We start from the raw sequence: 24,985 nt of genomic DNA on the forward strand, positions 1-24,985 counted from the left end.
TCGATGCTTGATCGAGTCTTGAGCGACTCTGACAGCGATCGACAGTATAACCATTGTCCCATTAATCGGCTGTTTAACTCTGGTTAGGTCAAATTTAACTCAACCTGTCGTTGCACATTTATTAAAACTCGATCGCCACGGGTAAGGCTGTATTCAGCTTTCCAGACTCCTGGAAGTAGACTAGCGCCAGAATTTCTTTGTCCCACATAGCCGACCCAGGTGAGACTGGGAGATTGAATGCGGTCATTATGGTCAACTACCACATTACCTCTGGGGTCAATCATCCGATATTTCACCTCATCCCCCGCTAAAATACCATAGGCTTGTACCCAGAATAATAGGGCGGGAATTTGTGCGGACAAGACGGTTTCTGAATGCTTCCCATCCCAAAGTTGGTCCATGTCGGGGGGTTCTGTGGAAAATCCCGCCCTAATTAAACCTGTGGGATTATACCCAGAGGGTTGATTCCAAATCGGATCTAAGCTAATCTGACAACCGGGTGAGGAGGTCGGACCGACAAAAGGATCAACTACCTGTCCTTGGTGGGTAACGGTGATGTGAACATGGGGAAAGGAGGTTAAACCGGATGTTCCCACCATTCCTAACACTGTGTCAGTATTGACGCGATCGCCTGATTTAACCGCCACACTACCCCGCCGCAGGTGACAATATTGAGTTTCCCAACCTTTTCCGTGGTCAATAACTACCCCATTACCGCATTCTTGACCCTCTACCCTTGACCTTTCCGCAGGATGTCTAATTCGCCGATCTTCGACTCCATCACGGACTCTTAATACCTGACCAGAGGCTGATGCAAATACGGGGACTCCTTTGGCCATCATTCTTTCATCGGGAATGGCAAAATCTGTTCCTTTATGACCATCATAGGTTTGACGACCACAGCCAAAATCTACGGCTTGGGGACTCGGATCGCGATCGGTGTATAAAATCACTAAACAATCTTTATTTAATTCACATTTCAGCGGTGGAGACAAACTCACACTATCTGTGGCGATCGCCACTGTATCCGGTTCGGAATTAAGGCTGAAACTGATTGACGGAGGAACACAACCTATCAGCAGTGATAGTCCTAACCCCAACATAAATAAGCATAGATATCGCAGGTGTTTGAGCATTTGTCAGATGTTGGATATGTCTTATATGTGTCGTTAGTAATTATAGCAAATCCCTAATCGGGTTGGCCTTACTCTTTACGCAGTCGCCAGCCACCAGAAGATATGTGGGTAATTTTCTCCAGTTATTGGGTAATTTCTGGCAGTAAAAACCACGGAAAATCAGGATAGTTAAATTGCCATAATATGGCATTAATTTCAGTAATATATAAATGGGTAGTTGGGGAAAATTCCGGTGCTAATTCAGTCAAGCGATCGCTAGGAATGGCAAAAGCTAGATGTCTCATTTGTTCCCGTAAATCTGGGGGTGGCTGTTCACCATCATCATAAATATAGGGGTCTCCCCACAGGGGATAAGCGTGCATTCCATTAATACCGACTACCTTTCCCCAACGGTCTAACAGGGGGCCGCCACTCATGCCTTTTTGGATCGGATTAGTATAGCCAATTTGATAACCGTTTTTAAAGGGTTTTTCGGGAATTAAAGAGACTCTCCCTCTGGTTAAATTCAATCCTTTATTTCTGGTGGGAGGGTATTTTTTATCCGGGAATTTGGCGAGGGATGATTTGGGATTAAATAGATGATCTAATGATGGTTTTTTGTCTATCAGTTTGCCATGATTATTGTGAAAGTTAATGGGTTGAATATTATCGGCATCTATCGGAAATGGAAAACCCGCCCCAAATACTTTATCACCGGGTGAGAGAGTAGCGGAAGGATGGAAAGAAGCGATCGCATAATTTTGAGGTTTACCCTGAAACTGAATCAGGGCTAAATCTTGTCCTTGTAAGGAATAATTCTTGAGTAAATCGGCTTGATAAATCTGACCATCAGGAGTTTGGATTAAATAGGGAGATTCCTCGGTATTGATGACATGATCATTAGTCAAAACCGTATATAAATCACCTTCTCTTTTAATGATAATTCCCGACCCCCAAGCTGACCCAGAAATGATTTTGACTGTAATTGATTCAGCGATCGCCTTCAACTCTTGAGGGCTACAAGGTCGGCATTCACCCTCGCCACATACCGGATTAGTAGAGCAAGTAATGGCGGGTAACTTATTAGGTAGAAAAAAATAATCTAAATGATGCTGCCAAATTCCCGAAAAATTAGCAATTAAAAAAGGCAGTAATAGCATATAAATCCTCATCAAAAACTGCCATGATTAATTATTCCTGCCCCCTCCTCACGCCCAGGACCCCTCAACTAAGGAGGCAGAAGGATCAGCATTTAATCAGAATTAAAAGTAATTTGCTGATCTAGGTATTCTTGGAAATCCAAATATAGACGGGAATCAGTTTCCGACAAAGGACCAGCATTAGCATTAGCTTGTAGAGCAAAAAGCTGTCGGATAGTGCGGCGAGCATCTTGATTAGGTTTGAGAGTAAATAGAACCCCCAAACAGGGACCATCCTTAGCATCAGAAACACAGATAACTGGCTGTCGATTAACAGTTCCTGTAGTCACATAATTAAGTAATCCGCGCTCATAGAACTCCTGAAATTTAGCCGAAACTTGGCGACAGCGAGTTTGTGGCACATAACCAGCCTGATTAAAAACCAAAGAAACCCAACGAATTACGGGAAAAGTACCCCGCGAGTTGCGGACAAAAGTAGTAGGGACATCATCATCACTACGTCCACAAAAAAACTCTTGTTCCACTACTGTATTATATCGCTGATGTGGCTGATATAGCTGATGTCGATGGCGCGGAAACTGTGTGATTTCGGTTTCTTCAGCGGCTGTGCCATTAGAAACAAAGAAAGAAGCGATCGCCATCGCTCCTCCCGTGGCTAAATTAAAGAGATATTTTGGTTTCATTGTCCTTAGAACCAGATAACTGAATAGATCAAAATTCCGAACCAGAATTGTTCCGTTGCTTCCAATTGACCCCTAATCGTTTGAGATAGTCCCACCCCCGCTGGGGCCAAACGTGCTGGCGGCCAGTGCGTTCAGCAATCCACTGGGCTACCTTGGGGCCAGACCAGGGTCCCCCATCAGGAGCCGGACCTTGCAAAGCCTGCTTGAGTTCCTTTTGCTGTGATTTAGTCAAAAGCGATCGCGCCACAGGGGGCTGGCGATCGCGACTACGGTTTCTCACCGAAGGTGGGCCCTCGTGGTTATAACGTCGGATAATCTCTTTGGCGTAGTCGTAATTTAACCCCACAACCTCTGCCGCCTGTTTGATCGTCCAACCGCTGCCAACCAAATGAAGAAGATGCCACCGACGCGACTCAGTAGTATCTCTAGCTTGTCGGTAACGGTTTTTGAGATCATCAACCGATAAATGGGGTTCAATATGAGCCTTTGGTGGCATACCTCCTCATCTCATCATCCACAACACTGCTTGATCTATCGTCAGTTTGGCAAAATTTCCGGATCAAACAAAAATTTAGCGATCGCCACTGATCAGGTAGTAAAGTGTTACCAATTTTTCGCTAAACTCAAATATTAGAACTAAAACAGAGGAGACCGCATGGCATCGATCTGCGAGTTGCACCAACAACTGGTAAATAAAGAACGCTCTGCTGTGGAAATCACCACCGAAGCGCTCGATCGCATTAATAAACTAGAACCCACACTTAAAAGTTTTCTGTGTATTACCGCAGATCGAGCCTTAGAACAAGCCCGACAGGTCGATGCTAAAATTGCAGCCGGAGACGAAATCGGATTATTAGCAGGCATTCCCATAGCCGTCAAAGACAATATGTGTACGGAAGGGATTACCACCACCTGTGGCTCGAAAATTCTCGCGAACTTCGTGCCTCCCTATGAGTCCACTGTGACCACCAAACTCATAGAAGCCGGAGCAGTTATACTCGGAAAAACCAACCTAGATGAGTTTGCGATGGGAAGTTCCACCGAAAACTCAGCCTTTCAAATCACCGCTAACCCTTGGGATATAACCAGAGTTCCCGGAGGGTCCTCTGGCGGGTCAGCAGCAGCCGTAGCAGCCAACCAGGCAGTAGTTGCCCTTGGTTCGGATACAGGGGGTTCCATTCGTCAACCAGCCTCATTCTGTGGAGTTGTAGGCATGAAACCCACCTATGGGCTAGTATCCCGCTATGGGTTGGTAGCTTATGCTTCTTCGTTGGATCAGATTGGCCCCTTTGGTCGCACGGTCGAAGATGCGGCGATTTTGCTAAATGCGATCGCTGGTTACGACCCCAAAGACTCCACCAGTCTTAACGTAGAGATCCCCAACTATAGCGATTTTTTAAAGCCCTCCCTCAAACCCAGAAGCAAAATCAAAATTGGGGTAATTAAAGAAACCTTCGGGGAAGGCTTAGATCCCGTAGTAGAACAAGCCGTTACTAAAGCGATCGATGTCCTGCAAAGCCTAGGCGCAGAAATTCAGGTCATCTCCTGTCCTCGGTTCCGCTATGGTCTACCCACCTACTATATTATCGCCCCCAGCGAGGCTTCCGCTAATCTCGCCCGCTATGACGGGGTTAAATATGGTTTCCGCACTCCTGATGCTGATAACCTGATTGAGATGTACGCCAAAACCCGCGCCGAAGGCTTTGGGGCGGAAGTCAAACGTCGGATCATGGTAGGAACCTATACTTTGTCTGCTGGTTACTATGATGCCTATTATCTGAAAGCCCAAAAAGTCCGCACCCTGATTAAACAAGATTTCGATCGCGCTTTTACTCAAGTAGAGGTCCTAGTTTGTCCTACCTCTCCCACCACCGCTTTTAAAGCCGGAGAAAAAACCTCTGACCCCCTGAGTATGTATCTTTCCGACCTGATGACAATTCCCGTCAATTTAGCCGGTTTACCCGCGATCAGCGTTCCCTGTGGATTTGACAGTCAGGGTCTCCCCATTGGAATGCAGTTAATTGGCAAAGTTCTCGGCGAAAGTCGTCTGTTTGAAGTCGCCCATGCTTATGAACAAGCCACCCCTTGGCATAAGCATAACCCAAACATACCCAGCTCATAGTTAACTATTCCCCATAAATCTCTACTGAGGAAGTGCTGTCAATAGTCCACCGGGGAGAATTAGCGGCGGTGTCTGGTGAACTGACCAAAGCCCATAAATCGGATATATCTGAATCGATTTCTGAGAATAGCAGTTTCATGGTTTTTTCATCCCCCGCGTCCGCCGCTTGACTGAGGGGGGCTAGGGTTTCGGCAACAGCGGTTTGGCGTTCTAACTCCTGGGTGGAGGCGAGAATATTACCCAAGCCGTTGATGATCCTCCGTAAACTATCGCGCAATCTCGGATCTCCTGTCAAATCTTCAATATCTGCGGTCACTTTCTGCATATTTTGCAGGGTGGAACGGGCCGAGTCTAGGGTTTGTTGCAGTAAGATTATATTATCCGGGTTGTTGACACTCTGAGAAACATCTCGCAAGTTCTCCGAGGCGATCACGGCATTGGCTGATAAGGTTTCCAGATTGGTTAATAGTTCCCCCTGTTCAAATCGGGCTATAACTGGGGTTAGTGTAGCGATCGCTACACTCAATTCCTGGCTGGTTTCATTAATATTATTTAAGGTCGTCAGCAAAGTGGAGCGATTGGTAGCAACCAGGGCATTTACCTCTTGAGTTAAGGCACTTATATCACCAGTAACCTGGTCTAAGGAATTAGCCGACTGCAGTGCTGCTCCGCTGACTTCCTGCATGGAGCGCTCTAGCTGATCGGAAAGTTGAGTCATTTCCGAGGAAAATAAGTTCATGTTTTGATCCACGGATGCACTGAAATTACCCAACTCCAATTTAGCTATATCAACTAATTGCCCCATTTTGGTGGTCAGTTGGGTGGCTTCGGCGGCGGCGAGGGCGGTATTTTCCACCGCAGCATTTAGATTAGCAAATAATTCCGGGTTGCCATAGAGTTCCCCTAAATCAAGCATAGTCTCCATGAGGCGATCGGGGCTAATACCCGGTAAACCTTGAACCGAACTCTCATGGCACAAAATATCTGACGAGGGACAGTCAGCAGCAATGGGGTTAGCAGCCACCAGCTCAGGAGTTAAGACTATATTGGGGATGATATCAATATATGTTTCATTCAGAAAACCCGTCTGATTGACCAAAACTTGGGAATTTCGTGGCATTACTAAATCGGTAGATTCAATATTTAGCAACACCTCCACCCCATTAGACTGGGGTTGAATTCTGGTAACCCGCCCGACTCTTACCCCCCGATATCGTACAGGTACGCCAATTTGAAGACCAGTAGCACTAGGAAATTCTGCCCGAATTTGGTAACTCTGCTGACCAAGACTGATCCCCCGCAGCCAAAAAGCTGTGGCCCCAAATAGCCCCACTCCCAATATAATCAACAAACCGACTGATCCTTCACGGACACTTCGCGATCGCATAATTCATCCTCTCATCTGTCTGTCCCATCTTCATAATGTTAGGCTAACTTAACAAATTTCAGGATCCCATCAGCTAATTGACCACCTGAATGGGTCCGCTTACACTGCCCGTAAAAAACTGTCTCAGCGCCGGATTGGTGGACTTGTAAGCCTCCTCAATTGACCCTTGCCATTGAATTTGACCTTTATACAAAAAAATTACCTGGTCTGTGGTTCTGCGGATTGTACTATCTTGGTGTGTCACCATCACATAGGTGCTGCCACCCCCGTCCCGCTTTTGTAGGCTGCGAATCAAATCTTCAATCACCGTTGAAGCGATCGGATCTAAACCGGCGGTTGGTTCGTCATACAGTATAACTTCGGGATTATCACTTGGGGTTTCTGGGTTGGGCATAATGGCTCTGGCGAAACTCACCCGTTTTCGCATTCCTCCAGATAATTCTGCTGGATAGCGATCGCAAATATTAGGCAGACCCACCATTTCTAGCCTTTCTTCAACTAATTGACGAATAGTAGCCGGGGAAAGTCTGCTGTGTTCATACAAGCGAAATCCCACATTTTGTTGAACATTAAGAGAGTCAAACAAAGCCGCATTCTGAAACACCATCCCAATACCAATCGGATCACTAAGATCATCCACCCAACCCCGTCGCAGTTGTCCCTTGACATATACTTCTCCAGCATCAGGAGGTAATAACCCCGCTATAATCCGCAAAATCGTTGATTTTCCCGTCCCAGAAGGACCGATAATTCCCAACGCTTGACCAGGATAGATTTTTAGATCTACCCCATCTAAAATCACATTGGAACCAAAGGCTTTAGAAATTGCTCGCAGTTCAATTAGTGGCTCAGACATATTAGATTTGGATTCGGTTCCCGGACATAGTTATCAATCAACCCGCCTGTAATACACAAGCTATGGCACATATACAAGATATACTGCCATTCCCAATTTGCCATAGACTCTTCCCTATGCACCATATCCATATAACTAGAAATGGCGAGATACAGGCTATCATCTCGAATTAGGTTTGCCAAAATTTAACCACCACAGATTTTTATTGAGGTCTATTATCAATGTCGATTATTTCCCTTAGATTGAAACTGCGTCGCCTGTTCAAACTCCGACTAAATTGGAGTCGCTCAGGCTACCGTTCCTCCTCACGAATAGGACAGTGGTTCAAATGGTTAGCCCCCGGTTTGCTAGTCAAACGGTGGTTACTTATTAGCGCCGGAGGGGTATTGTTGACCAGTTTGGGGTTAGCTATCTGGACAGGAATGACCCCAATTTTCTATATTTTGCAACTGCTCAGGGGATTTCTGGAATGGATTACCCAAATTATCCCTAACTCGGTTTCTGGACCGTTGCTAATTTTGGCGGGTTTACTATTCGTTTTTTGGGGTCAGAGTCGCAGCTTTAACTCTATTACCCAGGTATTCACCCCGGAAGGTGATCAGGAATTGGTCGATCGCCTCCTAGCATTGCGCCGCCTCAACCGAGGTCCGAAAATCGTAGTTATTGGCGGCGGCACGGGTCTATCAACCCTGCTGCGGGGTTTAAAAGATTACAGCGCTAATATCACGGCTATTGTTACCGTAGCGGACGATGGTGGCTCCTCTGGGCGCTTGCGTCGCGAAATTGGAGTATTACCCCCAGGAGATATTCGCAACTGTTTAGCGGCTTTAGCTGATGAGGAAAAGCTATTGACCGAATTATTCCAATACCGATTTCGGGCTGGGGATGGTTTGACAGGTCACAGTTTTGGTAATTTATTTCTCACGGCTATGGGAGAGGTGACCGGAGACCTGGAAAGGGCGATCGCAGCTAGTTCTAAGGTCTTGGCTATTCGCGGTCAAGTCCTACCCGCTACCCTCAGCGATGTTCACCTGTGGGCTAAATTAGAAGATGGTCGTCGTATTCATGGAGAGTCCAGTATTACAGAAGCTAGGGGTAAAATTGTCAAAATTGGTTGCACACCTGCCAACCCCCCAGCCCTTCCTAAAGCTATTAATGCCATTCAAGAAGCAGATTTGATTATTATCGGACCTGGTAGCCTCTACACTAGCGTTATCCCCAATTTATTGGTCCCAGAAATTACGGAAGCGATCGCTCAACGCCAAGTCCCCCGCATCTATGTTTGTAATGTCATGACCCAACCGGGAGAAACTGATAACTACAGCGTCGCCGACCACATTCGGGCGATCGACGAGGCTTGTGGCCATCAACTATTTGATGCTGTCCTAGTGCAAGGAAAAGTCCCCCCGGCTCAAGCATTAATCCGCTATGCTCAAGAAGACTCTCACCCAGTTTTTATTGACCGGGAAGCCGTCAAGGAATTAGGGCGAAAAATGGTATTAACCAATATCATTGAAGTTGATAGCGAAACTGGCTATGTCCGCCACAACTCCAAACGACTCGCCCAAGTCCTCCTACGTTGGTATAGCAGAGTTTAGACAATTTTACTTCGAGATAAAATGCACCCAAAAACTGCCATCAGGGATACACACCCGCCGAATGAGTTGATAGGAGTAGTGTAAATAAGCACCACTTAGATCCGTTCGATATCCACTGGAGAACCACTCCCCATAAGGGTCATGGACGATAAACCCATTTTGGTCATAGCCTACCACGACAATAATATGCCCAAAGGAGGTAAAGTATCCGTGGATAACGGCAGGATAACCCGCAGCTATCCAGTCCTGTACATCCTCAATTACCGCATTTTCGGTAAAATAATCCCTAGCACCATAGTCTCGCACAATGCGGGCTAAATCGTAGGGACTATGGCGACTATAGCCCTTATCCAGGGCATAGCGATACAGTTCATCCTCAAATTGACGATATCTCGTATCACGGCGGGGAATATTAAAATACTCCAAACACATGGCTAGGGAAGTGACATTACAAGCGCCTGTGGGGTTGTAGACATTATCTAATTGTGATTTGAAGGGGACATTCAGACGACGGCTAGTTGGTAGGGTTCTGGGGTAGGTTTGGGTTCCTCCCTCGTAAACTTCCGCATGACCACCCCAAATATACAACACAGAATAACCGCCAAAGGACTCATTACGCAAAGCTATCCTTAAATGCGCCCGGATCGGATCATAAGCCAAAACTGAAAATTCCCGTCCCGCTGGAATGGAAAATTTCTCGGAGTTGTTCAGTTGAGAAGAGGCGATCGGTCTCACCTTCAAAACTGTATCTCTGATGACTTTTAACATGGGAGTAGTTACCGGGAGGTCAGAAACCTTAGCTTCAATTAATTTTTTGGCAGTATCTGAACCAATAAATCCCGGTTCAGAGCATTCCATTAACTGCTGAAAACGATGCAGCGCCGCGGTTGACTTCGGACCAAATATCCCATCTGCTGGCGGGTCTAGCAGCCCTAAATCAATCAGCCGGATTTGAATTTGACGGCTCAAACCTGCATCAGCATTAATTTCCTTCACATCATATCGGATATCTGTACCCAGGAAGTTCTGTAGCCTCATATTTCCCTGGCGATTCACACTTTTTGTTTCTATCAGTTTTTTGGCGGTATCTGTGCCGAGAATGCCACTGGGTTCGCTACAGTTCATTAACTCCTGAAAACTCCGAAAAGCCGCCGTTGAATTGGGGCCGAATATGCCATCAACTGGCGGCGCTAGGAGTCCTAAATCAATCAGTCGAGTTTGAATTTGACGACTCAGAGCTTCATTATCATAAATGGCTTTGATATCATATTGAGTATTAGTCCCCACAAAGTCCTGTAGTCTCATGTCTATAGTTATAATTTTGGTGTTTTGTAGAAGTTGGTCGGCTGGCTATGTACTCGACAACTCCACAGGAGTTACGCAATTCCTATGGAGTTGGTAAAGTCGGGTTTAAATTATCTCACCTGGAGATGAAATGCACCCAAAAATTACCATCAGGAATACATACCCGCCGAATGAGTCGATAGGAGTAGTGTAAGTAAGCACCACTTAGATCGGTTCGATATCCGGTTGAAAACCACTCCCCATAAGGGTCATGGACGATAAACCCATTTTGGTCATAGCCTACCACGACAATAATATGCCCAAAGGAGGTAAAGTATCCATGGATAACGGCAGGATAACCGGCTGCGATCCAGTCCTGTACATCCTCAATCACGGCATTTTCGGTAAAATGATCCCTAGCACCATAGTCTCGGACAATGCGAGCTAAATCGTAGGGATTATGGCGACTATAACCCATATCCAGGGCATAGCGATATAGTTCATCCTCAAATTGACGATATCTCAAATTGCGACGCGGAATATTAAAATATGCCAAACACATGGCGATGGAAGTGACATTACAAGCGCCTGTGGGGTTGTAGAAATTATCTAATTGTGACTTGAAGGGGACATTCAGACGACGGCTAGTTGGTAGGGGTCGGGGATGGGTTCTGGTCCCTCCCTCGTAAACTTCCACATGGCCAGCCCAAATATACAAGATGGAATAACCACCAAAGGACTCATTACGCAAAGCTACCCTTAAATGCGCCCGGATCGGATCATAAGCCAAAACTGAAAATTCCCGTCCCGCTGGAATGGAAAATTTCTCGGAGTTGTTCAGTTGAGAAGAGGCGATCGGTCTCACCTTGAAAACTGTATTTCTGATGACTTTTAAAATGGGAGTAGTTACGGGGAGGTCAGAAACCTTAGTTTCAATGAGTTTTTTGGCAGTCTCAGAACCAATAAATCCGGGTTCAGAGCATTCCATTAACTGCTGAAAACGGTGCAGCGCGGCGGTTGACTTGGGACCGAAGATTCCATCGGCGGGCGGGTCTAGCAGCCCTAAATCAATGAGCCGGATTTGAATTTGACGACTCAAACCTGCATCAGCATTAATCGCCTTCACATCATATCGGAGATTGGTTCCCAGGAAGTCCTGTAGCCGCATATTTCCCGGACGACTAACAGTTTTGGTTTCTATCAGTTTTTTGGCGGTATCTGTGCCGAGAATGCCACTGGGTTCGCTACAGTTCATTAACTCCTGAAAATTCCGAAAAGCCGCCCTTGATAAGGGGCCGAATATGCCATCAACTGGGGGCGCTAGGAGTCCTAAATCAATCAGCCTAATCTGAATTTGACGACTCAGAGCCTCATTATCATAAATGGCTTGGAAGTCATATCGAATATTAGTCCCTACAAAGTCCTGTAGTCTCATATTTTCCCGTCGAATAGTGGTGGTTTCTATCAGTTTTTTGGCGGTTTCAGAGCCTAAAATACCAGATTCACTGATGTTCATTAACTCCTGAAAGCGTCTGAATGCGGCGGTTGATAAGGGGCCAAAAATACCATCAACTGGCGGTTCTAGGAGTCCTAAATCAATCAGTCGAGTCTGAATTTGACGGCTCAAACGTTCATTATCATAAATGGCTTTGATTTCATATCGAATATTAGTTCCCAGGAAATCCTCAAGCCTCATGTTCGGGGGCCGCATAGTGGTAGTGTCTAGGAGTTTTTGGGCAGTTTCAGTGGCCAGAATACCAGATTCACTGATGTTCATTAACTCCTGAAAGCGTTTGAATGCGGCGGTTGATAAGGGGCCAAAAATACCATCGGCTGGGGGATCTAGGAGTCCTAAATCAATCAGACGAGTTTGGATTTGACGACTCAGAGCTTCGTCATCATCAATCTGTTGTATATCATATCGAGTATTGGTTCCTAGGAAATCTTGTAGTCTCATTTTGGGTGCTAGGTCACAAAATCACTGCAATTGTACATGGTTTGTTGACCCCCCCTACAAATAATTCATTATTTGATACAAAATATCAGAGGGGGTCGAGATTTAGAAGGGGATATCAACTCCCGGTTTCAGTTTCGTTAGGGGGTATGAGGTTTCAGGATAACTACCCCATAGGCTTGGGGTAATAAATATTGGCGGATGGCTTGTTGTAATTGTTCGGCATTCAGGGATTGAATTTGGCTGGGATATTCTAAAGCTAGGTTCACATTTCCGACGATCGCCTGATAGTAACCATACAAATTAGCGCGATCGCTTGGTGTTTCACTACCAAAAATAAACCGATTGGCTACTTGAGTCCGTACCCTGGTCATTTCGGTGGGGGTGATTAATTCCCTGTGGAGTCGGTTAATATGTTCTGCGATCGCCGCTTCGGCTTCGGCTAAGTGTTCGACCCGCAACCGAGCGGAAATATAAAATACTCCCTGTAGCCTCTGGGTCATATTGCTGCAACTAATCCCAGACACTAAACCCCGATTTTCTCGTAAATCCTGCACTAGGCGGGAGGTACGACCTTGACCTAAAATTGTAGCCAAAACATCCAAAGCATAGGTTTCTGAGAGTTGATTGAGTCCGGGAACCCGCCACACCATCATTAATCGAGCTTGCTGTAAGCTATCATCTATGATTTCGTGGCGGACAATTTCACTAAATCCTGACTCTGGGATCAGATGATGCAGATCTACTTCTGGGGGAAGTTCTGGAGGTGTCTGTAATGGGATAGACTCGGCTACTGTTCCAATTAAAGTCTCTACAGGTAAATTTCCCACAACTGCGATCGTGGTTTTTTGGGGACAGTAATGGCTGCGATGAAAATCTCGCATTTGCTGAGGAGTTAACTGTTCAATAGCGGCTGCTGGTCCTAGTACAGACCGACGATAGGGGAGACGCTTAAAGGCTGTTTCCATGGTCCGCTGAAATGAACGACGCGCGGGGTTGTCTTCAGATCGCCGGATTTCTTCTAATACTACTAGCCTCTCTCGCTCAAAAGCATCATCGGGAATAATTGGGTTAAATACTACTTCAAGCTGTAGGGGGGCTAGGGTAGCAAAGTCGGCGGGAGCGCTGGTAACATAATAGTGGGTGTAGTCCTGGCTGGTGGCTGCATTGGTTAAAGCGCCTCGTTGTTCGATGAGTCTTTCAAATTCCCCAGCTTTGAGGTTGGGAGTCCCTTTGAACACCATGTGTTCTAAAAAGTGAGCCATCCCGTTGATCGGGTCGGGTTCGACAGCGGATCCAACATCAATCCAAACATTCAAGTTCACGGCTTCAACGGGTAACTGTTCTGCCACAATGGTGAGACCATTTGATAATTTGTAGATGGTGGGAGCGTTTAGTGAGCGGGTGATATTTGATTCAAGTAGGATAGAAGTCATTGGATCTTTAGCCCTGTGGTCTTTTCCCTATCTATCTTAATGGGGTTATAGCAGAGTTACGGGGATTTGGTGATAATTTGGTTGATACTACAGGAGTTTATGCGATCGCCCGATCGCATACTACCAACCACAGGTCAAACACAACAATTATCGATAATTGCTCCCAACTATGAACATCACCAAACCTCTACACGCAGCCATTTTAGTCTCGGACTTGGCAAAATCTCAGCAATTTTATAGCCAGATCTTACAGTTAACTGCTGTCGATCGCCCTTTGAATTTCCCAGGAATATGGTATCAGATTGGTGATTGGCAAATTCATCTAATTGAATCTGAACAAGTAATTGGCGATCGAGTCAATGAAGCCAAATGGGGACGCAACCGACATCTAGCTTTCGCTGTGGCTGATTTGGCGATCGCCAAAGCACAACTCACCCGCCATAATTACCCGTTTCAAATGAGCGCTTCCGGTCGTTCAGCCCTTTTTGTGGCTGACCCTGATGGTAATATTATCGAATTGAGTCAAATATGAAAATTCTCGCCTATTCTTATACGGAACCGCTGTTAGAACCGCCGCCAGATCCGACGATTTGGGGATGGGATATTGATGGGATTTATCAAGATTTTGGCGATCGCCAACAACTAGAGCAAATGCTAGAAGATTGTCAACAACTACCACCCCCCAACTATTTATTAATCCAACGCTATGAAGAATTGGGTAACTCTGTCCTAGAAGTTAGCGATCGCCTCCGCCAACTCCAACACTTAAACATCCAAGTTATCGCCATTGAATCCGACCTAAAATCCTCCGATATTTCCCGTGTAGATTTAATCAAATTTATCTCGGAAATTCAACAAAGTTACCACAGCCGTTGTATCCGCCAAGGACACGCGCGCAACCGTTTAAAAGCCATTCCTCCCCCCGGAAAAGCACCCTATGGCTACCGTAGAGGAAAGGACCGCTACACCATCGATCGCAGCACCGCACCTGTAGTTAAAGACTTTTTTGAGCATTTTTTACTGTACGGTTCCCTACGCGGCGCAGTTCGGTATTTACACAAGCGATATCATAAAAAAATCTCCGTAACTACCGGGAAGCGATGGTTAATTAACCCCGTTTATCGAGGGGATTTAGCTTATCAGAATGGCGATATTATTTCTAATACTCATCTTCCGATTATTTCCCGTGAAGAAGCCGCCCAAATCGACAGGTTATTACGACGCAACCAGCGCCTCCCACCTCGCACAGCCAGCGCCCCCCGTTCTTTAGCTGGTTTAGTAATGTGTAGTGAATGTGGTTCAGGGATGACCATTAGCCGGGTAACTACACATAACAAAAAGCGAGAATATCTATATTTAAGACCTCTAAAATGTCCGCGTTTAACTAAGTGTAAATCCCTTAATTATCATGATATTTTATCGGCTACCATTGACCGAATTTGTACCGACCTACTCCCAGCAGTTGCCCAATTACAGATTCCAGATTTAGACCTATTTAAGCAGCAGATTTATGATGAAATAGCCCACAAAAAAGACATCATCAATCAACTGCCAACTCTGCAAAACACAGGAATATTAGACAGGGAAACTGCCACCATTAGGGAATATAAATTGCGCCAAGAAATCGCCCAACTAGAGAATCAATTATCCCAACTTCCCCCAGTGAATTTACAAGCCACGGCTCAAGCGGTTTCTATCCGCCAATTTTGGCTAGATTTATCAGAAACGGAGAGGCGATTTTATCTGCGGGAGTTTCTGCAAAAAATCCAAATTATTCGCGATCGCCACCACTGGCATTTACAACTAAATTTTATTTTTTAACCCCCCAATGTATCTACTGTAATAGCCGTGGCTGCTGACTGGAACAATGATCGATTTTTCAATTGTCAGGAAGTAGAGGGAAAGTGGGAGAAGTGGGAGAAGTGGGAGAAGTGGGGGAACCCGGAGGCGACAATAAAGGACTCCCTGGCTGCATTTCATTAAGCGGCTGAGAGGGGAGGAAAGGATTAATAGGAGGTTCCACCCCATTATTAGGTGTCAGTACATCAGGGGCTAATAAACCCTCAGAATCAACCGGAGAGGGCATTTCCTCAGAACTCGGTAAAGTAGCCAAAGCAACGCGATCGCCTCCCACAGCCCGCATTTTATCTAAAACCTGTACAACATCATTATAACGGGCATCTTTAGGGGCATACAGCACCACCAAACCACTAGGATTCCACCTTAAAAAACGTTCCAAAGCCCGCTGCATTTGTTGAGAATTAACCCGTTGCTGGTCAATATAAGTATCCCCTCGAATATCCACCCCAACCACCAACATTTTTTGCATCTGAGTTTCACCAGTCCCCGCCCGTGGCAAATCCACATTGATCGCCTGTTGTCGGGTAAGCTGTAGGGCTGCCAAAATAAAAAACGTCAGAATACAAAAAACCACATCAATCAGGGGTAGCAGTTCAATGCGCCCCTCATCAACCTGATAATCTATGTTAACTTTCATCAATCTGCCTCCGTGGATAGTCCCACCAAAAAGGGTGTTTGTTAGTATCTTGGTATCAATGACAAAGGTTTAATTTGCTCTGGTCGTGTTGTTGATATTATTCAAGCTCTCCTTTTTGATGTTTATCATCATCAGCCAAGCGAGAATTACCCTTAATCACAGGTTTAATTAAAGTATTTTGTTCAGCTACCGACCCAGGGAATTCTGATTGAGAGGGAGTTTCCTCATCCTCAGATTCTGAAGGTAATTTGATTAAAGGAGTTTCCTCATCCTCCGCCCCATCCTCATCGGGTAGCTTAATTAAACTACCTTTTGGGGGAAAATCCTCCTGGGGTTCTTCCGCCATCAAAGAGGCATCATTAGCCTCTCCCGGAAGCAGCATCTGAGCTTTAACCTCTGGCCAATCCTGGCGATAGAGTAATTCTAATTCATTTCCCGCTTTTCGGAAGACCTTAACTTGGCTAAAGGAAAAGCCTTGAAACAGGCGATAGAAAGCCAGACTGATAATAGCCACAATCAGGCCTGTAGCTGTACTAATCAGGGCTTCTCCAATTCCCAGGGTGACATCAGCAGCCGAAGAAGTACCAATATCTCCCAGGCGGATAGAACCCAAAGAATTAATCAGACCCAAAACTGTTCCCAACAAACCTAACATAGGGGCGAGGGCAATTACCGCCTCTAGGATTTTATCGCCCCGTCGCATAGAAACAAATTCCTCCTCAGCGGCGGCTTCCAGGGCGAGACTAAATAATTCAGGGTCTGGGGTAGCGAGTTTAAGGGGGGCATAAAAAAACCTTCCCATGGGGCGATTATTGCTTTGTTTGGCAATCTGATAAGCCATTCCCCACTGTCCCCTCCGGGCGACATCCAAAACCCGGTTGACAATTCGGCGTTCACGGGTGAGGGTATTTCCCCAAAACCACAGTCTTTCAATAATGGTACTAATGGATAAAATTGATAATACCATTAGGGGCCACATCGCTGGGCCACCTCTTTCCAAGATTTGTTGAATATCCATATAACCTATTGTCCTTCATATCTCCCATTAGCCAAGATTGACGAAAAAATTATCTGTTTTCCATAAACCAAAGCAATCTCAATTTTAATCGCCTTGGGACAAGTGACAAGGGGGGGAAGACAAATTCCCCCGAGAAACCCGATTCCGGGTCGCCCCCCACCATGTCAACCGAGAATGGTACTCAGGTCTAAATATTCTTCGACCACATCAGCTAAGGTATCCAGCATCAGATCTCGTTGTTCGCGATAGTTAGGAATCCCGGTGGGTAAGGTTCCTAATCCCCTTGGTTTTCGGAGATGATTTAACCAAGACCTACGCCAGGGACTATTATCAAATATGCCATGCAAATAGTGACCCCAGACGGATCTATTGCTGCTGACTACTCCTAAATCGTGATCGTCAAATAGGGGTACTGTCTCCCGTTTGTCCCAAATTTGAGTCCGCCCTTGGTGGATCTCATAGCCTTCTACGGGAAATCCGATTTCTGGATAATTCGATGTTACCAACCGCTGGCGGGAGACTTTGTCTGATAAAAGTATGGTTTTGATGGGAAGTAAACCTAAGCCGGGAAAGTCTCCGATTTTACCCTCTAAGCCACGGGGATCAGATACCTGTTGTCCTAGCATCTGATACCCCCCACAGATACCCATGACCTGACCGCCTGCTTCTACATAATCCTGAATTTGAGAAGCCATGCCACTTTTTTGCAGGGCTAGTAGATCAGCAATGGTGGTTTTAGAACCGGGGATAATTACGGCATCGGGATGTCCTAGGGGTTGATTGAGTTCGACATATTGGACTTTAACGGTGGATTCGGCATCTAAGGGGTCAAAATCGGTAAAGTTAGAAATCCGAGGAATCTTCACTATGGCGATGGTTATATCAATATTGTCGGAACGAGAACGGCGTTCCAGTAAACTGAGAGAATCTTCTGCTGGCATGGCGATATCTACCCAGGGAATTACTCCGAGGACGGGGATTCCGGTGTATTTCTCTAACCACTCAATACCAGAATCGAGCAGCGATCGCATACCGCGAAATTTGTTAATCACAATGCCCTTGATTAAGGCTCGTTCCTCTGGGTCTAGCAATTCTAGGGTTCCCACTACATGAGCAAAAGCCCCCCCACGGTCAATATCAACTATCAATATGGTGAATGCTTGCAGGTATTGCGCGACTCGCATATTGGTTAAATCTCGGTGCTTGAGATTGATTTCCGCCGGACTTCCCGCGCCCTCACAGACAATTACATCAAATTCCTTTTTCAGATAATCCAGACATTTAGTGATGGTATCCCACCCGGTATCAAAGAATTTCTCATAATATTCGGTAGCTTTGAGGGTGGCGAGTGGTTTCCCTTTCAGAATTACCTGAGAGGTCATATTTCCCTGGGGTTTTAACAAAATTGGGTTCATGGCTACATTTGGCACTAAACCCGCCGCCCAGGATTGTACGGCTTGTGCATAACCCATTTCTGCGCCGGTGGGGGTGACGTAGGAGTTTAAAGCCATATTTTGCCCTTTGAAGGGAACTACCCGCAGATTTTGACGACGTAGAATCCGACATAGGGCGGTGACGAGCATGGATTTTCCGGCATGGGATGTGGTTCCAACCACCATGATTGCTTTCATTTCGGGATTTTGACCAGAGATGCTAATTTATAGGGGAAGGCGTAACCAACGCCTCAGGGCATTACTGAGGCGATCGCTCCATGATGGGGGTTTGCTGTTATTTATATCATCGGCTAGTCGTTCTGCTACTTTTCGCCCCAGGGGAGTCAGTCGAAAACTATCGGTGATTCCCTGACCGTCTACTTCTCGCCTCAATACTCCGACTTGGATTAGCCATAAAAGGGCGTTTTCGGCTCTCAATTCCGGTAGAGGCGATCGCGTATATCCTAACTCTACACCCCGATTTCCGCTAATGGCACTCAGTTTAACGCTTTGGTCAATGGAATCGGTTAAAAGTTTGATTTGAAATGGAGAACAGCGGATGGCTCGCTGGGCTCGGGCGATCGTCCCGCTAGAATATTCTATCGACTTGGAAACCGAATTAGGGGCACTCATGGGTTGATGGGCTTTCCTCATGGCTGGTTTTGAGTATATTATCCTCCACCAGTAGACCCAAATTTTGATCGGATTGTGTAATTGATTGCAAAATATCTTAAAATAACTTCACAAATAGACAAAGCATATCAAACTCGTTTTCAGGAGGACAACCATAACATGGCTTTATCTGCTGGTACTAAGGCCCCCGCATTTACCGCTAAAGATACCAACGGGAATACGGTTTCCCTCTCTGACTTTGCTGGGAAAACTGTTGTTCTCTACTTCTACCCCAAGGATGACACCCCTGGTTGCACTAAGGAAGCCCAAAGTTTCCGGGATAACTACGAAAACTATCAAAGCCGGGATATGGTGGTTCTGGGTGTAAGCACTGATGACGAAGCCTCCCACAAGCTGTTTACCGAAAAATATGGCTTACCTTTCCAACTTTTGGCGGATACCGATGGCGCTATTACCAAAGCCTATGATGTAGATGGCGGCGGTTATGCCAAGCGTGTTACCTATATTATCAATGGCGAGGGTGTCATTGACTATGTTGATGACAAGGTGAACACCTCTACCCACGCTCAGGATATTCTTGCTAAAGTCAATTAGTGCGATCGCTAATTCAAAAAATATCCGTTTTTAACGATGAGCCACCTGTAGAGTTTTCTAGGGGTGGCTTTATTGGTGCGCCACTGAGTTATGCTAACCATTGTGGGATGTGTAATGTCAAATGCACCCTTAGACACCCTACGGTTATTACCCCTACGGTTTTTAGGAAGATGAGTGAAACTATCCTGAGCTATCTTGGTCCCAACGATATTATCATCGATCAACCTGTCGTTTTGATTGGTAACTACGCTAGTCAATACATTGATACGATTTCGGTTATGGCTGAGGATCAATATCCTTTACCTACCCAACTAAGTCCTCGATTAGGGATTTGGTTTATTCCCATGCCTAAAGGCTTTAATACCGCTGGAAAACGCTGGTTAAGAGTTCAAGGCAAAGACCAATCTGGTAAGGTTGTCGCTGACACTTGGGCTGAGTTTACTGTAGGTCATACTGGGCTTAATGTCGGTTTATCTACTCAGTTAATCGTCTTACAAGATACAACATTTAAACATCAAGCGATCGCCTCTGATAGACTAACCTCAGAGCAGAAATATGATTTAGAAATTGGCGAAATTTTAGCAGTTGATAGCTACGAACTGCAAAATGATCACTTTTATATTGAATTAACTAATCCCCTGGGTGATTTAGGGCGTTCTGGTTATTTATATCGGTCACATATTTTGCTGATACAAGGGGCTCAAATTTTATGGTTTAATCGAGATGATATACCCCCAAACCCTCCGGGAACCAAACTAATATGGGTCACTCATGATACAGTGCTTAAACGTAGTCCTGATGATAGATCCCAACTGCCGGAAAATGCCATCTATCCCCTCAGCCAAGGGAGTAGTTATCTAGCCCTAGGTTACGCCTGTGTAGCTGATCATTTTCGGGTAACACTCACCGAGTCACTTCCCGGTTATGGTCATGTAGGCTACCTGTATCGCTACCATTTGCAAATGTTTCAGGGAGACCGTGAAATCACCTTTGATCATAATGCCATTACCCTAACCATTATCAATACCACCCTGTTTAAAAAACGCCCCATTGACTCAGCTTATTTATCTCCAGAAGAACAAGTTACCCTTCCCGCCGGAATGATTTATGGGGTACAAAGTTATACCACTGAAGACGGACATCTAAAAGTAGCCTTAACTGAAAATTTCCCGGGTTTTGGTAATACCGGTTATTTCTTTCCTAATTTTGTGCAATTAAACCGGGCTACAGCTTCCTATTCTCCGACTCCTAGCCTTACCTATGAAGGCCCCCCAGAAGTGTTAATAAATACACCTGTGGTTCTGAAGGGTCAATTTGATGGTCAACAAGCGATCGCTGTTTCTTTAGTAGCCGAAGATCGTTATCCTTTAGAAGTAGTTATAAATCGACAAGCCGGAACCTGGACAGTTAATTTAGAAGCCGGATTTAGTGAACCCGGATATCGATGGCTGCGCCTTAAAGCCACAGATGATCAAGGTCAACTGGTAGCCAGTCAAATTATCAATATTACCGTCAGTGAAAACGCCATGACCGTAGGGGAATCTCTACAACTTGATGTTATAGAAGATACCCTCTTTAAAGTATCACCTATCGATTCTAATTTACTCGGTTCTGAACAACAAGTCACCGTCCCCGCTGGTCAAACATTTAAAGTGAGCAAATATGGTCTAGTAGATGGTCACTTAAAACTATTGTTAGAAAATGGGATTCCTCCCATTGGTTCCTTTGGCTATTTTTTCCGGGGTCATGTTCGGCTACGGAAAGGAAGCACCACCTTAGCCTTTGACATGGAGGAAGTTCCCGACACTAATATTAGCGCTCAAATGCTAGTGACCACCACTACCCGAATTAAGGCGCAACCGATTGATTCTGCCAATTTAGCACCTGATCAATTTGCTGAGTTACTGTTAGGACAAAACTTTGCTATTCGCGGATATGCTTCCTTTCAAGGTCATTTCCGGGTCACACTAGACCAATCTATCCCCGGTTTTGGTAATGTGGGTTATGTTTATTGGCAGCACGTCAGTTTATTGCGAGATGGAAAAGCGATCGCATATAACCCCGATGCTATTACCATGACCATGAGGGAAACAACCGTCCTCAAAAAACGCCCCGTAGACTCAGGACAACTAGCAGAATCAGAAAAAGTTACCCTTCCTCTGGGTCGGGTTTATGGTGTTAGTAGCTACAGTACAGATCAAAGCCATGTCCGAGTCGCCTTAACTGAAGAATTGCCGAATTTTGGTAATACCGGTTATATATTTCCCAAGTTTGTCAAGTTTCAACGGGGGGGAAAAGTTTTTGATCCGACTCCCCCACAAGTGCTAATCAATGTTCCCTATTTTTCCCAGCGAGATAATCCCCGATTTTATTGGTCTACTTGTAATGTTACCTGTATCGCCATGGTCATGCACTACTATGGTGTGCGTTCTAAATGGGGTGGACAGTTAGAAGATGAACTCTTACAGTGGTGTTTTGATTATGCTGGACAAGGTTCTCAAACTAACCATAGTGTTTTATCAGCCTTAATTCGCGCCTATGGTTTTCAAGGCAGTTTTAGCACAACTCGCCGCTGGTCTGAAGTTCGCAACGAGTTGATTAATAGTCGTCCGGTCGTATTAGCCGGAGATTTTACTCCTTCCGGTCATATTGTCACCGTTATTGGTTACAACCGATATGGCTATATCGTTCATGACCCCTGGGGAGATGCTTACACTGGCTATTCCAACACCGAGGGTCGCCGCCTTCCCTATTCTTATAGCTATCTTAATCGAGTTTGTGGACCAGATGGCAATGTCTGGGCGCATTTCATCCGACCTTAGCTCAATGACCCTCTTTTTTGACCCTGGGGCGACTTGACTGGATTTCAGGCTAAAATATAATCACGGCTAAGATCTGGTTTAGCCCCCGGTCTACAAAAGAGGGATAATTTATGTCTGATTTTCAATACTCATCATCATCTAAAATTGGGGTGCTTGGGTTAGTTGTTGCTGCTATTGCTACCATTATCTTATGGCAATTTTACTGGGGAAATTATGTCTTATATCCTTTCTCCATTTTGGCTACATGGTTTCATGAAATGGGTCATGGATTAACTGCTATTTTACTGGGAGGAAATTTTCATAAACTCTTACTTTTTCCTAATGGTTCTGGTCTCGCATATAATTCCGGTAACTTTGGTTCTTTAGCCAGAGCATTAATAGCAATGGGTGGTCCTTTGGGTCCCGCTGTAGCAGGTGGAATCTTAATATTATCTAGTCGTCGTTATCAAACAGCCCACTGGTGTTTAATGGCTTTAGGTTCGATTATGTTGCTATCGGTTTTATTATGGATTAGGACTTTGTTCGGAGTTTTTGCTATATTATTATGGGGGTTATTAATTTTATCCATTGCCTTTCAAACACCCCAAAAAATCCAGGCTTTTACTGTACAATTCATGGGAATGCAAGCCATTGTTAGTACCTACCACCAAAAACATTATTTATTTGGCAGTAGTTGGGTTAACATCAATGGTCAAAATTTGGTCTCTGATACTGCTATAATTGCCCAATACTTGTTTCTACCTCAATGGTTTTGGGCTGCCTTAATTATGGTTATTTCTACTGCTATTTTCTGGTGGAGTCTGAAAATAGCCTATGGTTCTGATGAATCAATCATCAATAATTAACCATTGATTACCCATACTCACCGCTCATTTTTGGAAATATACCACGTTAAATTACCTGCGAGTACAGATAGTATAGCTAAAGCCAAGAATACAGAAGACAGACCGAATAAGGTTTCGGTAATACCCGCCAAAGCGAGGGGTAGTGATAGGGCAATATTAATGGCGTTGTTTTGTAAGCCAAACACCTTACCACGCATTTCTTCTGGGGTTTCGGCTTGGATGGTTGTTTGCATGGGAATTCCTACCATTGCACCAAATACGCCTAGCAGCGAAATTAACCCTAAAGCGGGTGCTAGTTGCTGACTAAAAAATGCTAAACCCACCAAACAAATAGCCATGCCAATTGAGCCCAATAGTGCGATTCTAAAGTGGGAAAATTGGTGTCCGATATGACCTAAAATAGCTGCACCAATTGCCATTCCCAAGCCCGCCGCAGCCAGCAAAAAGCCAAATTGTGATGATTTGAGGTTAGGAATCAACTCCGCCACCCGAACGGCTAAAACAGCCAAGGCGGCAAAGATGGAAAATAAAATGACTAATTGCAGTAAAGCATTACGGACTCCATGATGATCTCGTAGATAGCGCATCCCCTCGCGTAAATCTTCGAGGATGTGGGGTTGTTCTTGTGAGCTAACATTTTGTTGTTCGCCAGTTTTCATCAATAGTAATAGTAAACCGGCGATCGCATATCCACTACCGACAATCAACTCTTTACCCACAGGTAATTGACTCCCCAGCCTTTCTAGCAAGGTATCGGCTAAAGCTAACAGCGGTTCCCCCACCGCAAAACCGACAATCACAGAAGCCATCATTGTAGTTGTATATAGGGAATTAGCAGATAGTAAATGTTTCCGTTCAACAATTAAAGGGATAGCCGCCTGTTCTGCGGGGGCAAAAAATTGAGTGAGAGTCGAGACTAAAAAGGTAATCAGTAATAGCAAACAGAACCCCAAGGGGAATTTGGTAAATTTCATTCCCTCAGATAGCCACAGAAGAATCGGGAGGATAAGAACCAACCCACCCCGCAGCAAATTTGTTAACACTAACACCATTTTTTTCGGCCAGCGGTCTACATAGACCCCGGCTCCTGCCCCAAATAATACAGCAGGAATGGTAAAGGCAATCATTACCGCCGAGACCCAACCGCTAATACTCTGGTTAGCCTGTTGAAACTCAGTGGAGATGACAGCAATCATTAGGACTAGGTAGACTTTATCGGCTAGTTGAGAGAAAACCTGTCCACTCCACAAGGCGAGAAAATTGCGATTTCTCAAAACTGGTAAAAATCCCCGTTCCTCTGGCTCAGGGGGAGGGGGGTCTGAGTTGGGCGGTGTCGGCGCACTAGGCTTTTTACCAGCAGTCTCTGACGAACTGTAGGAGTTACCTGTTGAACTTGAATTGTAGTCTGTGTAATCTACGGGTGTGCTTAGGTCTAAGCCGTTTCTTGTTTCCCAGTCATCCATGGAGTTGATCTGTTTAATGTTAAGATACTGAAAGCGTGCGAGACGTTCAGGCATGAAATAGGGCTGCAATGCCCGAAATAACCGG

General features: G+C 45.3%; 22 protein-coding genes and 2 pseudogenes. 7 read left to right on the forward strand and 17 right to left on the reverse strand.

The window, feature by feature from the left end; translation table 11 throughout:
* Positions 1-83: 83 nt before the first annotated feature.
* The 4 genes from P5683_RS05925 to P5683_RS05940 form a co-directional block, all read right to left on the reverse strand.
* Positions 84-1,136, reverse strand: a complete 1,053-nt coding sequence (locus P5683_RS05925) for a M23 family metallopeptidase (protein WP_006621478.1) — start codon at positions 1,134-1,136, stop codon at positions 84-86.
* Between the two features lie 122 nt (positions 1,137-1,258).
* The gene (locus P5683_RS05930) at positions 1,259-2,275 is read right to left on the reverse strand and encodes a serine protease (protein ID WP_006669127.1); all 1,017 of its coding nucleotides are present in this window, start codon (positions 2,273-2,275) and stop codon (positions 1,259-1,261) included.
* Positions 2,276-2,367: 92 nt separating this feature from the next.
* On the reverse strand, positions 2,368-2,958 hold the full coding sequence (locus tag P5683_RS05935; RefSeq protein WP_006621480.1) for a COP23 domain-containing protein: 591 nt from the start codon (positions 2,956-2,958) through the stop codon (positions 2,368-2,370).
* Between the two features lie 28 nt (positions 2,959-2,986).
* Positions 2,987-3,454, reverse strand: coding sequence for a helix-turn-helix domain-containing protein (locus tag P5683_RS05940; RefSeq protein ID WP_008057148.1), 468 nt, complete (start codon positions 3,452-3,454; stop codon positions 2,987-2,989).
* A 159-nt stretch (positions 3,455-3,613) separates the two neighbouring features.
* Between P5683_RS05940 and gatA the strand changes: the two genes are divergently transcribed.
* Positions 3,614-5,080 (forward strand): Asp-tRNA(Asn)/Glu-tRNA(Gln) amidotransferase subunit GatA, encoded by a 1,467-nt coding sequence (gene gatA / locus P5683_RS05945; protein WP_006621483.1) that lies wholly within the window; start codon positions 3,614-3,616, stop codon positions 5,078-5,080.
* A gap of 4 nt (positions 5,081-5,084) precedes the next feature.
* Here gatA and P5683_RS05950 read toward each other — a convergent pair whose 3' ends face one another.
* The 3 genes from P5683_RS05950 to P5683_RS05960 all read right to left on the reverse strand — a co-directional run bounded on the left by P5683_RS05950 (position 5,085) and on the right by P5683_RS05960 (position 7,505).
* Positions 5,085-6,467: an MlaD family protein gene (locus tag P5683_RS05950; RefSeq protein WP_315639509.1), complete on the reverse strand. Its 1,383-nt coding sequence runs from the start codon at positions 6,465-6,467 to the stop codon at positions 5,085-5,087.
* 73 nt (positions 6,468-6,540) lie between these two features.
* Positions 6,541-7,323, reverse strand: coding sequence for an ABC transporter ATP-binding protein (locus tag P5683_RS05955; protein WP_193520410.1), 783 nt, complete (start codon positions 7,321-7,323; stop codon positions 6,541-6,543).
* Positions 7,308-7,505 carry a hypothetical protein gene (locus tag P5683_RS05960; protein ID WP_146743248.1) on the reverse strand — a complete coding sequence of 66 codons (198 nt, stop codon included), beginning with the start codon at positions 7,503-7,505 and terminating at the stop codon, positions 7,308-7,310. The genes P5683_RS05955 and P5683_RS05960 overlap by 16 nt, the downstream gene beginning before the upstream one ends.
* Positions 7,506-7,544: 39 nt before the next feature.
* On the opposite strand from P5683_RS05960, the gene P5683_RS05965 reads away from it, so the two are divergent.
* Positions 7,545-8,921 (forward strand): YvcK family protein, encoded by a 1,377-nt coding sequence (locus P5683_RS05965; RefSeq protein ID WP_315639510.1) that lies wholly within the window; start codon positions 7,545-7,547, stop codon positions 8,919-8,921.
* Between the two features lie 6 nt (positions 8,922-8,927).
* Here P5683_RS05965 and P5683_RS05970 read toward each other — a convergent pair whose 3' ends face one another.
* The 5 genes and pseudogenes from P5683_RS05970 to P5683_RS05985 form a co-directional block, all read right to left on the reverse strand.
* A complete protein-coding gene (locus P5683_RS05970) occupies positions 8,928-9,959 on the reverse strand; it encodes a C39 family peptidase (protein ID WP_396442557.1) in 1,032 nt (343 codons plus the stop codon).
* 45 nt (positions 9,960-10,004) lie between these two features.
* A pseudogene (locus P5683_RS26405) lies at positions 10,005-10,226 on the reverse strand (peptidoglycan-binding protein); the annotation flags it as partial.
* Positions 10,227-10,341: 115 nt separating this feature from the next.
* On the reverse strand, positions 10,342-11,373 hold the full coding sequence (locus P5683_RS05975) for a C39 family peptidase (protein ID WP_035759853.1): 1,032 nt from the start codon (positions 11,371-11,373) through the stop codon (positions 10,342-10,344).
* 45 nt (positions 11,374-11,418) lie between these two features.
* Positions 11,419-12,162: pseudogene (locus P5683_RS05980) on the reverse strand (peptidoglycan-binding protein); the annotation flags it as partial.
* Between the two features lie 137 nt (positions 12,163-12,299).
* On the reverse strand, positions 12,300-13,595 hold the full coding sequence (locus tag P5683_RS05985; RefSeq protein WP_008057153.1) for a pitrilysin family protein: 1,296 nt from the start codon (positions 13,593-13,595) through the stop codon (positions 12,300-12,302).
* A gap of 169 nt (positions 13,596-13,764) precedes the next feature.
* On the opposite strand from P5683_RS05985, the gene P5683_RS05990 reads away from it, so the two are divergent.
* Positions 13,765-14,127, forward strand: coding sequence for a VOC family protein (locus P5683_RS05990; protein ID WP_006669132.1), 363 nt, complete (start codon positions 13,765-13,767; stop codon positions 14,125-14,127).
* Positions 14,124-15,416 carry a recombinase family protein gene (locus P5683_RS05995; RefSeq protein WP_315639512.1) on the forward strand — a complete coding sequence of 431 codons (1,293 nt, stop codon included), beginning with the start codon at positions 14,124-14,126 and terminating at the stop codon, positions 15,414-15,416. The genes P5683_RS05990 and P5683_RS05995 overlap by 4 nt, the downstream gene beginning before the upstream one ends.
* Before the next feature lie 58 nt (positions 15,417-15,474).
* On the opposite strand, the gene P5683_RS06000 is transcribed toward P5683_RS05995, so the two are convergent.
* From P5683_RS06000 to P5683_RS06015, 4 genes are all read right to left on the reverse strand, one after another.
* A complete protein-coding gene (locus tag P5683_RS06000) occupies positions 15,475-16,092 on the reverse strand; it encodes a biopolymer transporter ExbD (RefSeq protein ID WP_006669133.1) in 618 nt (205 codons plus the stop codon).
* 97 nt (positions 16,093-16,189) lie between these two features.
* Positions 16,190-17,110 (reverse strand): MotA/TolQ/ExbB proton channel family protein, encoded by a 921-nt coding sequence (locus tag P5683_RS06005; protein WP_315639513.1) that lies wholly within the window; start codon positions 17,108-17,110, stop codon positions 16,190-16,192.
* Between the two features lie 164 nt (positions 17,111-17,274).
* The gene (gene cobQ / locus P5683_RS06010) at positions 17,275-18,741 is read right to left on the reverse strand and encodes a cobyric acid synthase CobQ (RefSeq protein ID WP_187757928.1); all 1,467 of its coding nucleotides are present in this window, start codon (positions 18,739-18,741) and stop codon (positions 17,275-17,277) included.
* Between the two features lie 27 nt (positions 18,742-18,768).
* Positions 18,769-19,176, reverse strand: coding sequence for an Npun_F0494 family protein (locus tag P5683_RS06015; protein WP_228116471.1), 408 nt, complete (start codon positions 19,174-19,176; stop codon positions 18,769-18,771).
* Positions 19,177-19,335: 159 nt separating this feature from the next.
* Here P5683_RS06015 and P5683_RS06020 point away from each other — a divergent pair, with 159 nt between their 5' ends.
* The 3 genes from P5683_RS06020 to P5683_RS06030 all read left to right on the forward strand — a co-directional run bounded on the left by P5683_RS06020 (position 19,336) and on the right by P5683_RS06030 (position 23,437).
* Complete coding sequence (locus P5683_RS06020; protein WP_006669135.1) at positions 19,336-19,770, forward strand: peroxiredoxin; 435 nt, start codon at positions 19,336-19,338, stop codon at positions 19,768-19,770.
* A 170-nt stretch (positions 19,771-19,940) separates the two neighbouring features.
* Entirely contained in the window at positions 19,941-22,592 is a 2,652-nt protein-coding gene (locus tag P5683_RS06025) for a C39 family peptidase (RefSeq protein ID WP_273249722.1), read from the forward strand.
* Between the two features lie 110 nt (positions 22,593-22,702).
* Entirely contained in the window at positions 22,703-23,437 is a 735-nt protein-coding gene (locus tag P5683_RS06030; protein WP_006621501.1) for a M50 family metallopeptidase, read from the forward strand.
* A gap of 17 nt (positions 23,438-23,454) precedes the next feature.
* Here P5683_RS06030 and P5683_RS06035 read toward each other — a convergent pair whose 3' ends face one another.
* A complete protein-coding gene (locus tag P5683_RS06035; RefSeq protein WP_035758743.1) occupies positions 23,455-24,954 on the reverse strand; it encodes an MFS transporter in 1,500 nt (499 codons plus the stop codon).
* Positions 24,955-24,985 lie beyond the last annotated feature (31 nt).

The sequence above is a fragment of the Limnospira sp. PMC 1279.21 genome, from assembly GCF_032349615.1.
Classification (GTDB): domain Bacteria; phylum Cyanobacteriota; class Cyanobacteriia; order Cyanobacteriales; family Microcoleaceae; genus Limnospira; species Limnospira fusiformis.

What these genes read in the sequence shown, in the direction of transcription:
- P5683_RS05950 (WP_315639509.1), bottom strand. Translation starts at nt 6,467, where the DNA reads ATGCGATCGCGAAGTGTCCGTGAAGGATCAGTCGGTTTGTTGATTATA.
- P5683_RS05975 (WP_035759853.1), bottom strand. Translation starts at nt 11,373, where the DNA reads ATGCGGCTACAGGACTTCCTGGGAACCAATCTCCGATATGATGTGAAG.
- gatA (WP_006621483.1), top strand. Translation starts at nt 3,614, where the DNA reads ATGGCATCGATCTGCGAGTTGCACCAACAACTGGTAAATAAAGAACGC.
- P5683_RS06030 (WP_006621501.1), top strand. Translation starts at nt 22,703, where the DNA reads ATGTCTGATTTTCAATACTCATCATCATCTAAAATTGGGGTGCTTGGG.
- P5683_RS06035 (WP_035758743.1), bottom strand. Translation starts at nt 24,954, where the DNA reads ATGCCTGAACGTCTCGCACGCTTTCAGTATCTTAACATTAAACAGATC.
- P5683_RS06025 (WP_273249722.1), top strand. Translation starts at nt 19,941, where the DNA reads ATGAGTGAAACTATCCTGAGCTATCTTGGTCCCAACGATATTATCATC.
- cobQ (WP_187757928.1), bottom strand. Translation starts at nt 18,741, where the DNA reads ATGAAAGCAATCATGGTGGTTGGAACCACATCCCATGCCGGAAAATCC.
- P5683_RS06005 (WP_315639513.1), bottom strand. Translation starts at nt 17,110, where the DNA reads ATGGATATTCAACAAATCTTGGAAAGAGGTGGCCCAGCGATGTGGCCC.
- P5683_RS06020 (WP_006669135.1), top strand. Translation starts at nt 19,336, where the DNA reads ATGGCTTTATCTGCTGGTACTAAGGCCCCCGCATTTACCGCTAAAGAT.
- P5683_RS06000 (WP_006669133.1), bottom strand. Translation starts at nt 16,092, where the DNA reads ATGAAAGTTAACATAGATTATCAGGTTGATGAGGGGCGCATTGAACTG.
- P5683_RS05965 (WP_315639510.1), top strand. Translation starts at nt 7,545, where the DNA reads ATGTCGATTATTTCCCTTAGATTGAAACTGCGTCGCCTGTTCAAACTC.
- P5683_RS05955 (WP_193520410.1), bottom strand. Translation starts at nt 7,323, where the DNA reads ATGTCTGAGCCACTAATTGAACTGCGAGCAATTTCTAAAGCCTTTGGT.
- P5683_RS05940 (WP_008057148.1), bottom strand. Translation starts at nt 3,454, where the DNA reads ATGCCACCAAAGGCTCATATTGAACCCCATTTATCGGTTGATGATCTC.
- P5683_RS06015 (WP_228116471.1), bottom strand. Translation starts at nt 19,176, where the DNA reads ATGAGTGCCCCTAATTCGGTTTCCAAGTCGATAGAATATTCTAGCGGG.
- P5683_RS05970 (WP_396442557.1), bottom strand. Translation starts at nt 9,959, where the DNA reads ATGAGGCTACAGAACTTCCTGGGTACAGATATCCGATATGATGTGAAG.
- P5683_RS05925 (WP_006621478.1), bottom strand. Translation starts at nt 1,136, where the DNA reads ATGCTCAAACACCTGCGATATCTATGCTTATTTATGTTGGGGTTAGGA.
- P5683_RS05935 (WP_006621480.1), bottom strand. Translation starts at nt 2,958, where the DNA reads ATGAAACCAAAATATCTCTTTAATTTAGCCACGGGAGGAGCGATGGCG.
- P5683_RS05990 (WP_006669132.1), top strand. Translation starts at nt 13,765, where the DNA reads ATGAACATCACCAAACCTCTACACGCAGCCATTTTAGTCTCGGACTTG.
- P5683_RS05995 (WP_315639512.1), top strand. Translation starts at nt 14,124, where the DNA reads ATGAAAATTCTCGCCTATTCTTATACGGAACCGCTGTTAGAACCGCCG.
- P5683_RS05930 (WP_006669127.1), bottom strand. Translation starts at nt 2,275, where the DNA reads ATGCTATTACTGCCTTTTTTAATTGCTAATTTTTCGGGAATTTGGCAG.
- P5683_RS05985 (WP_008057153.1), bottom strand. Translation starts at nt 13,595, where the DNA reads ATGACTTCTATCCTACTTGAATCAAATATCACCCGCTCACTAAACGCT.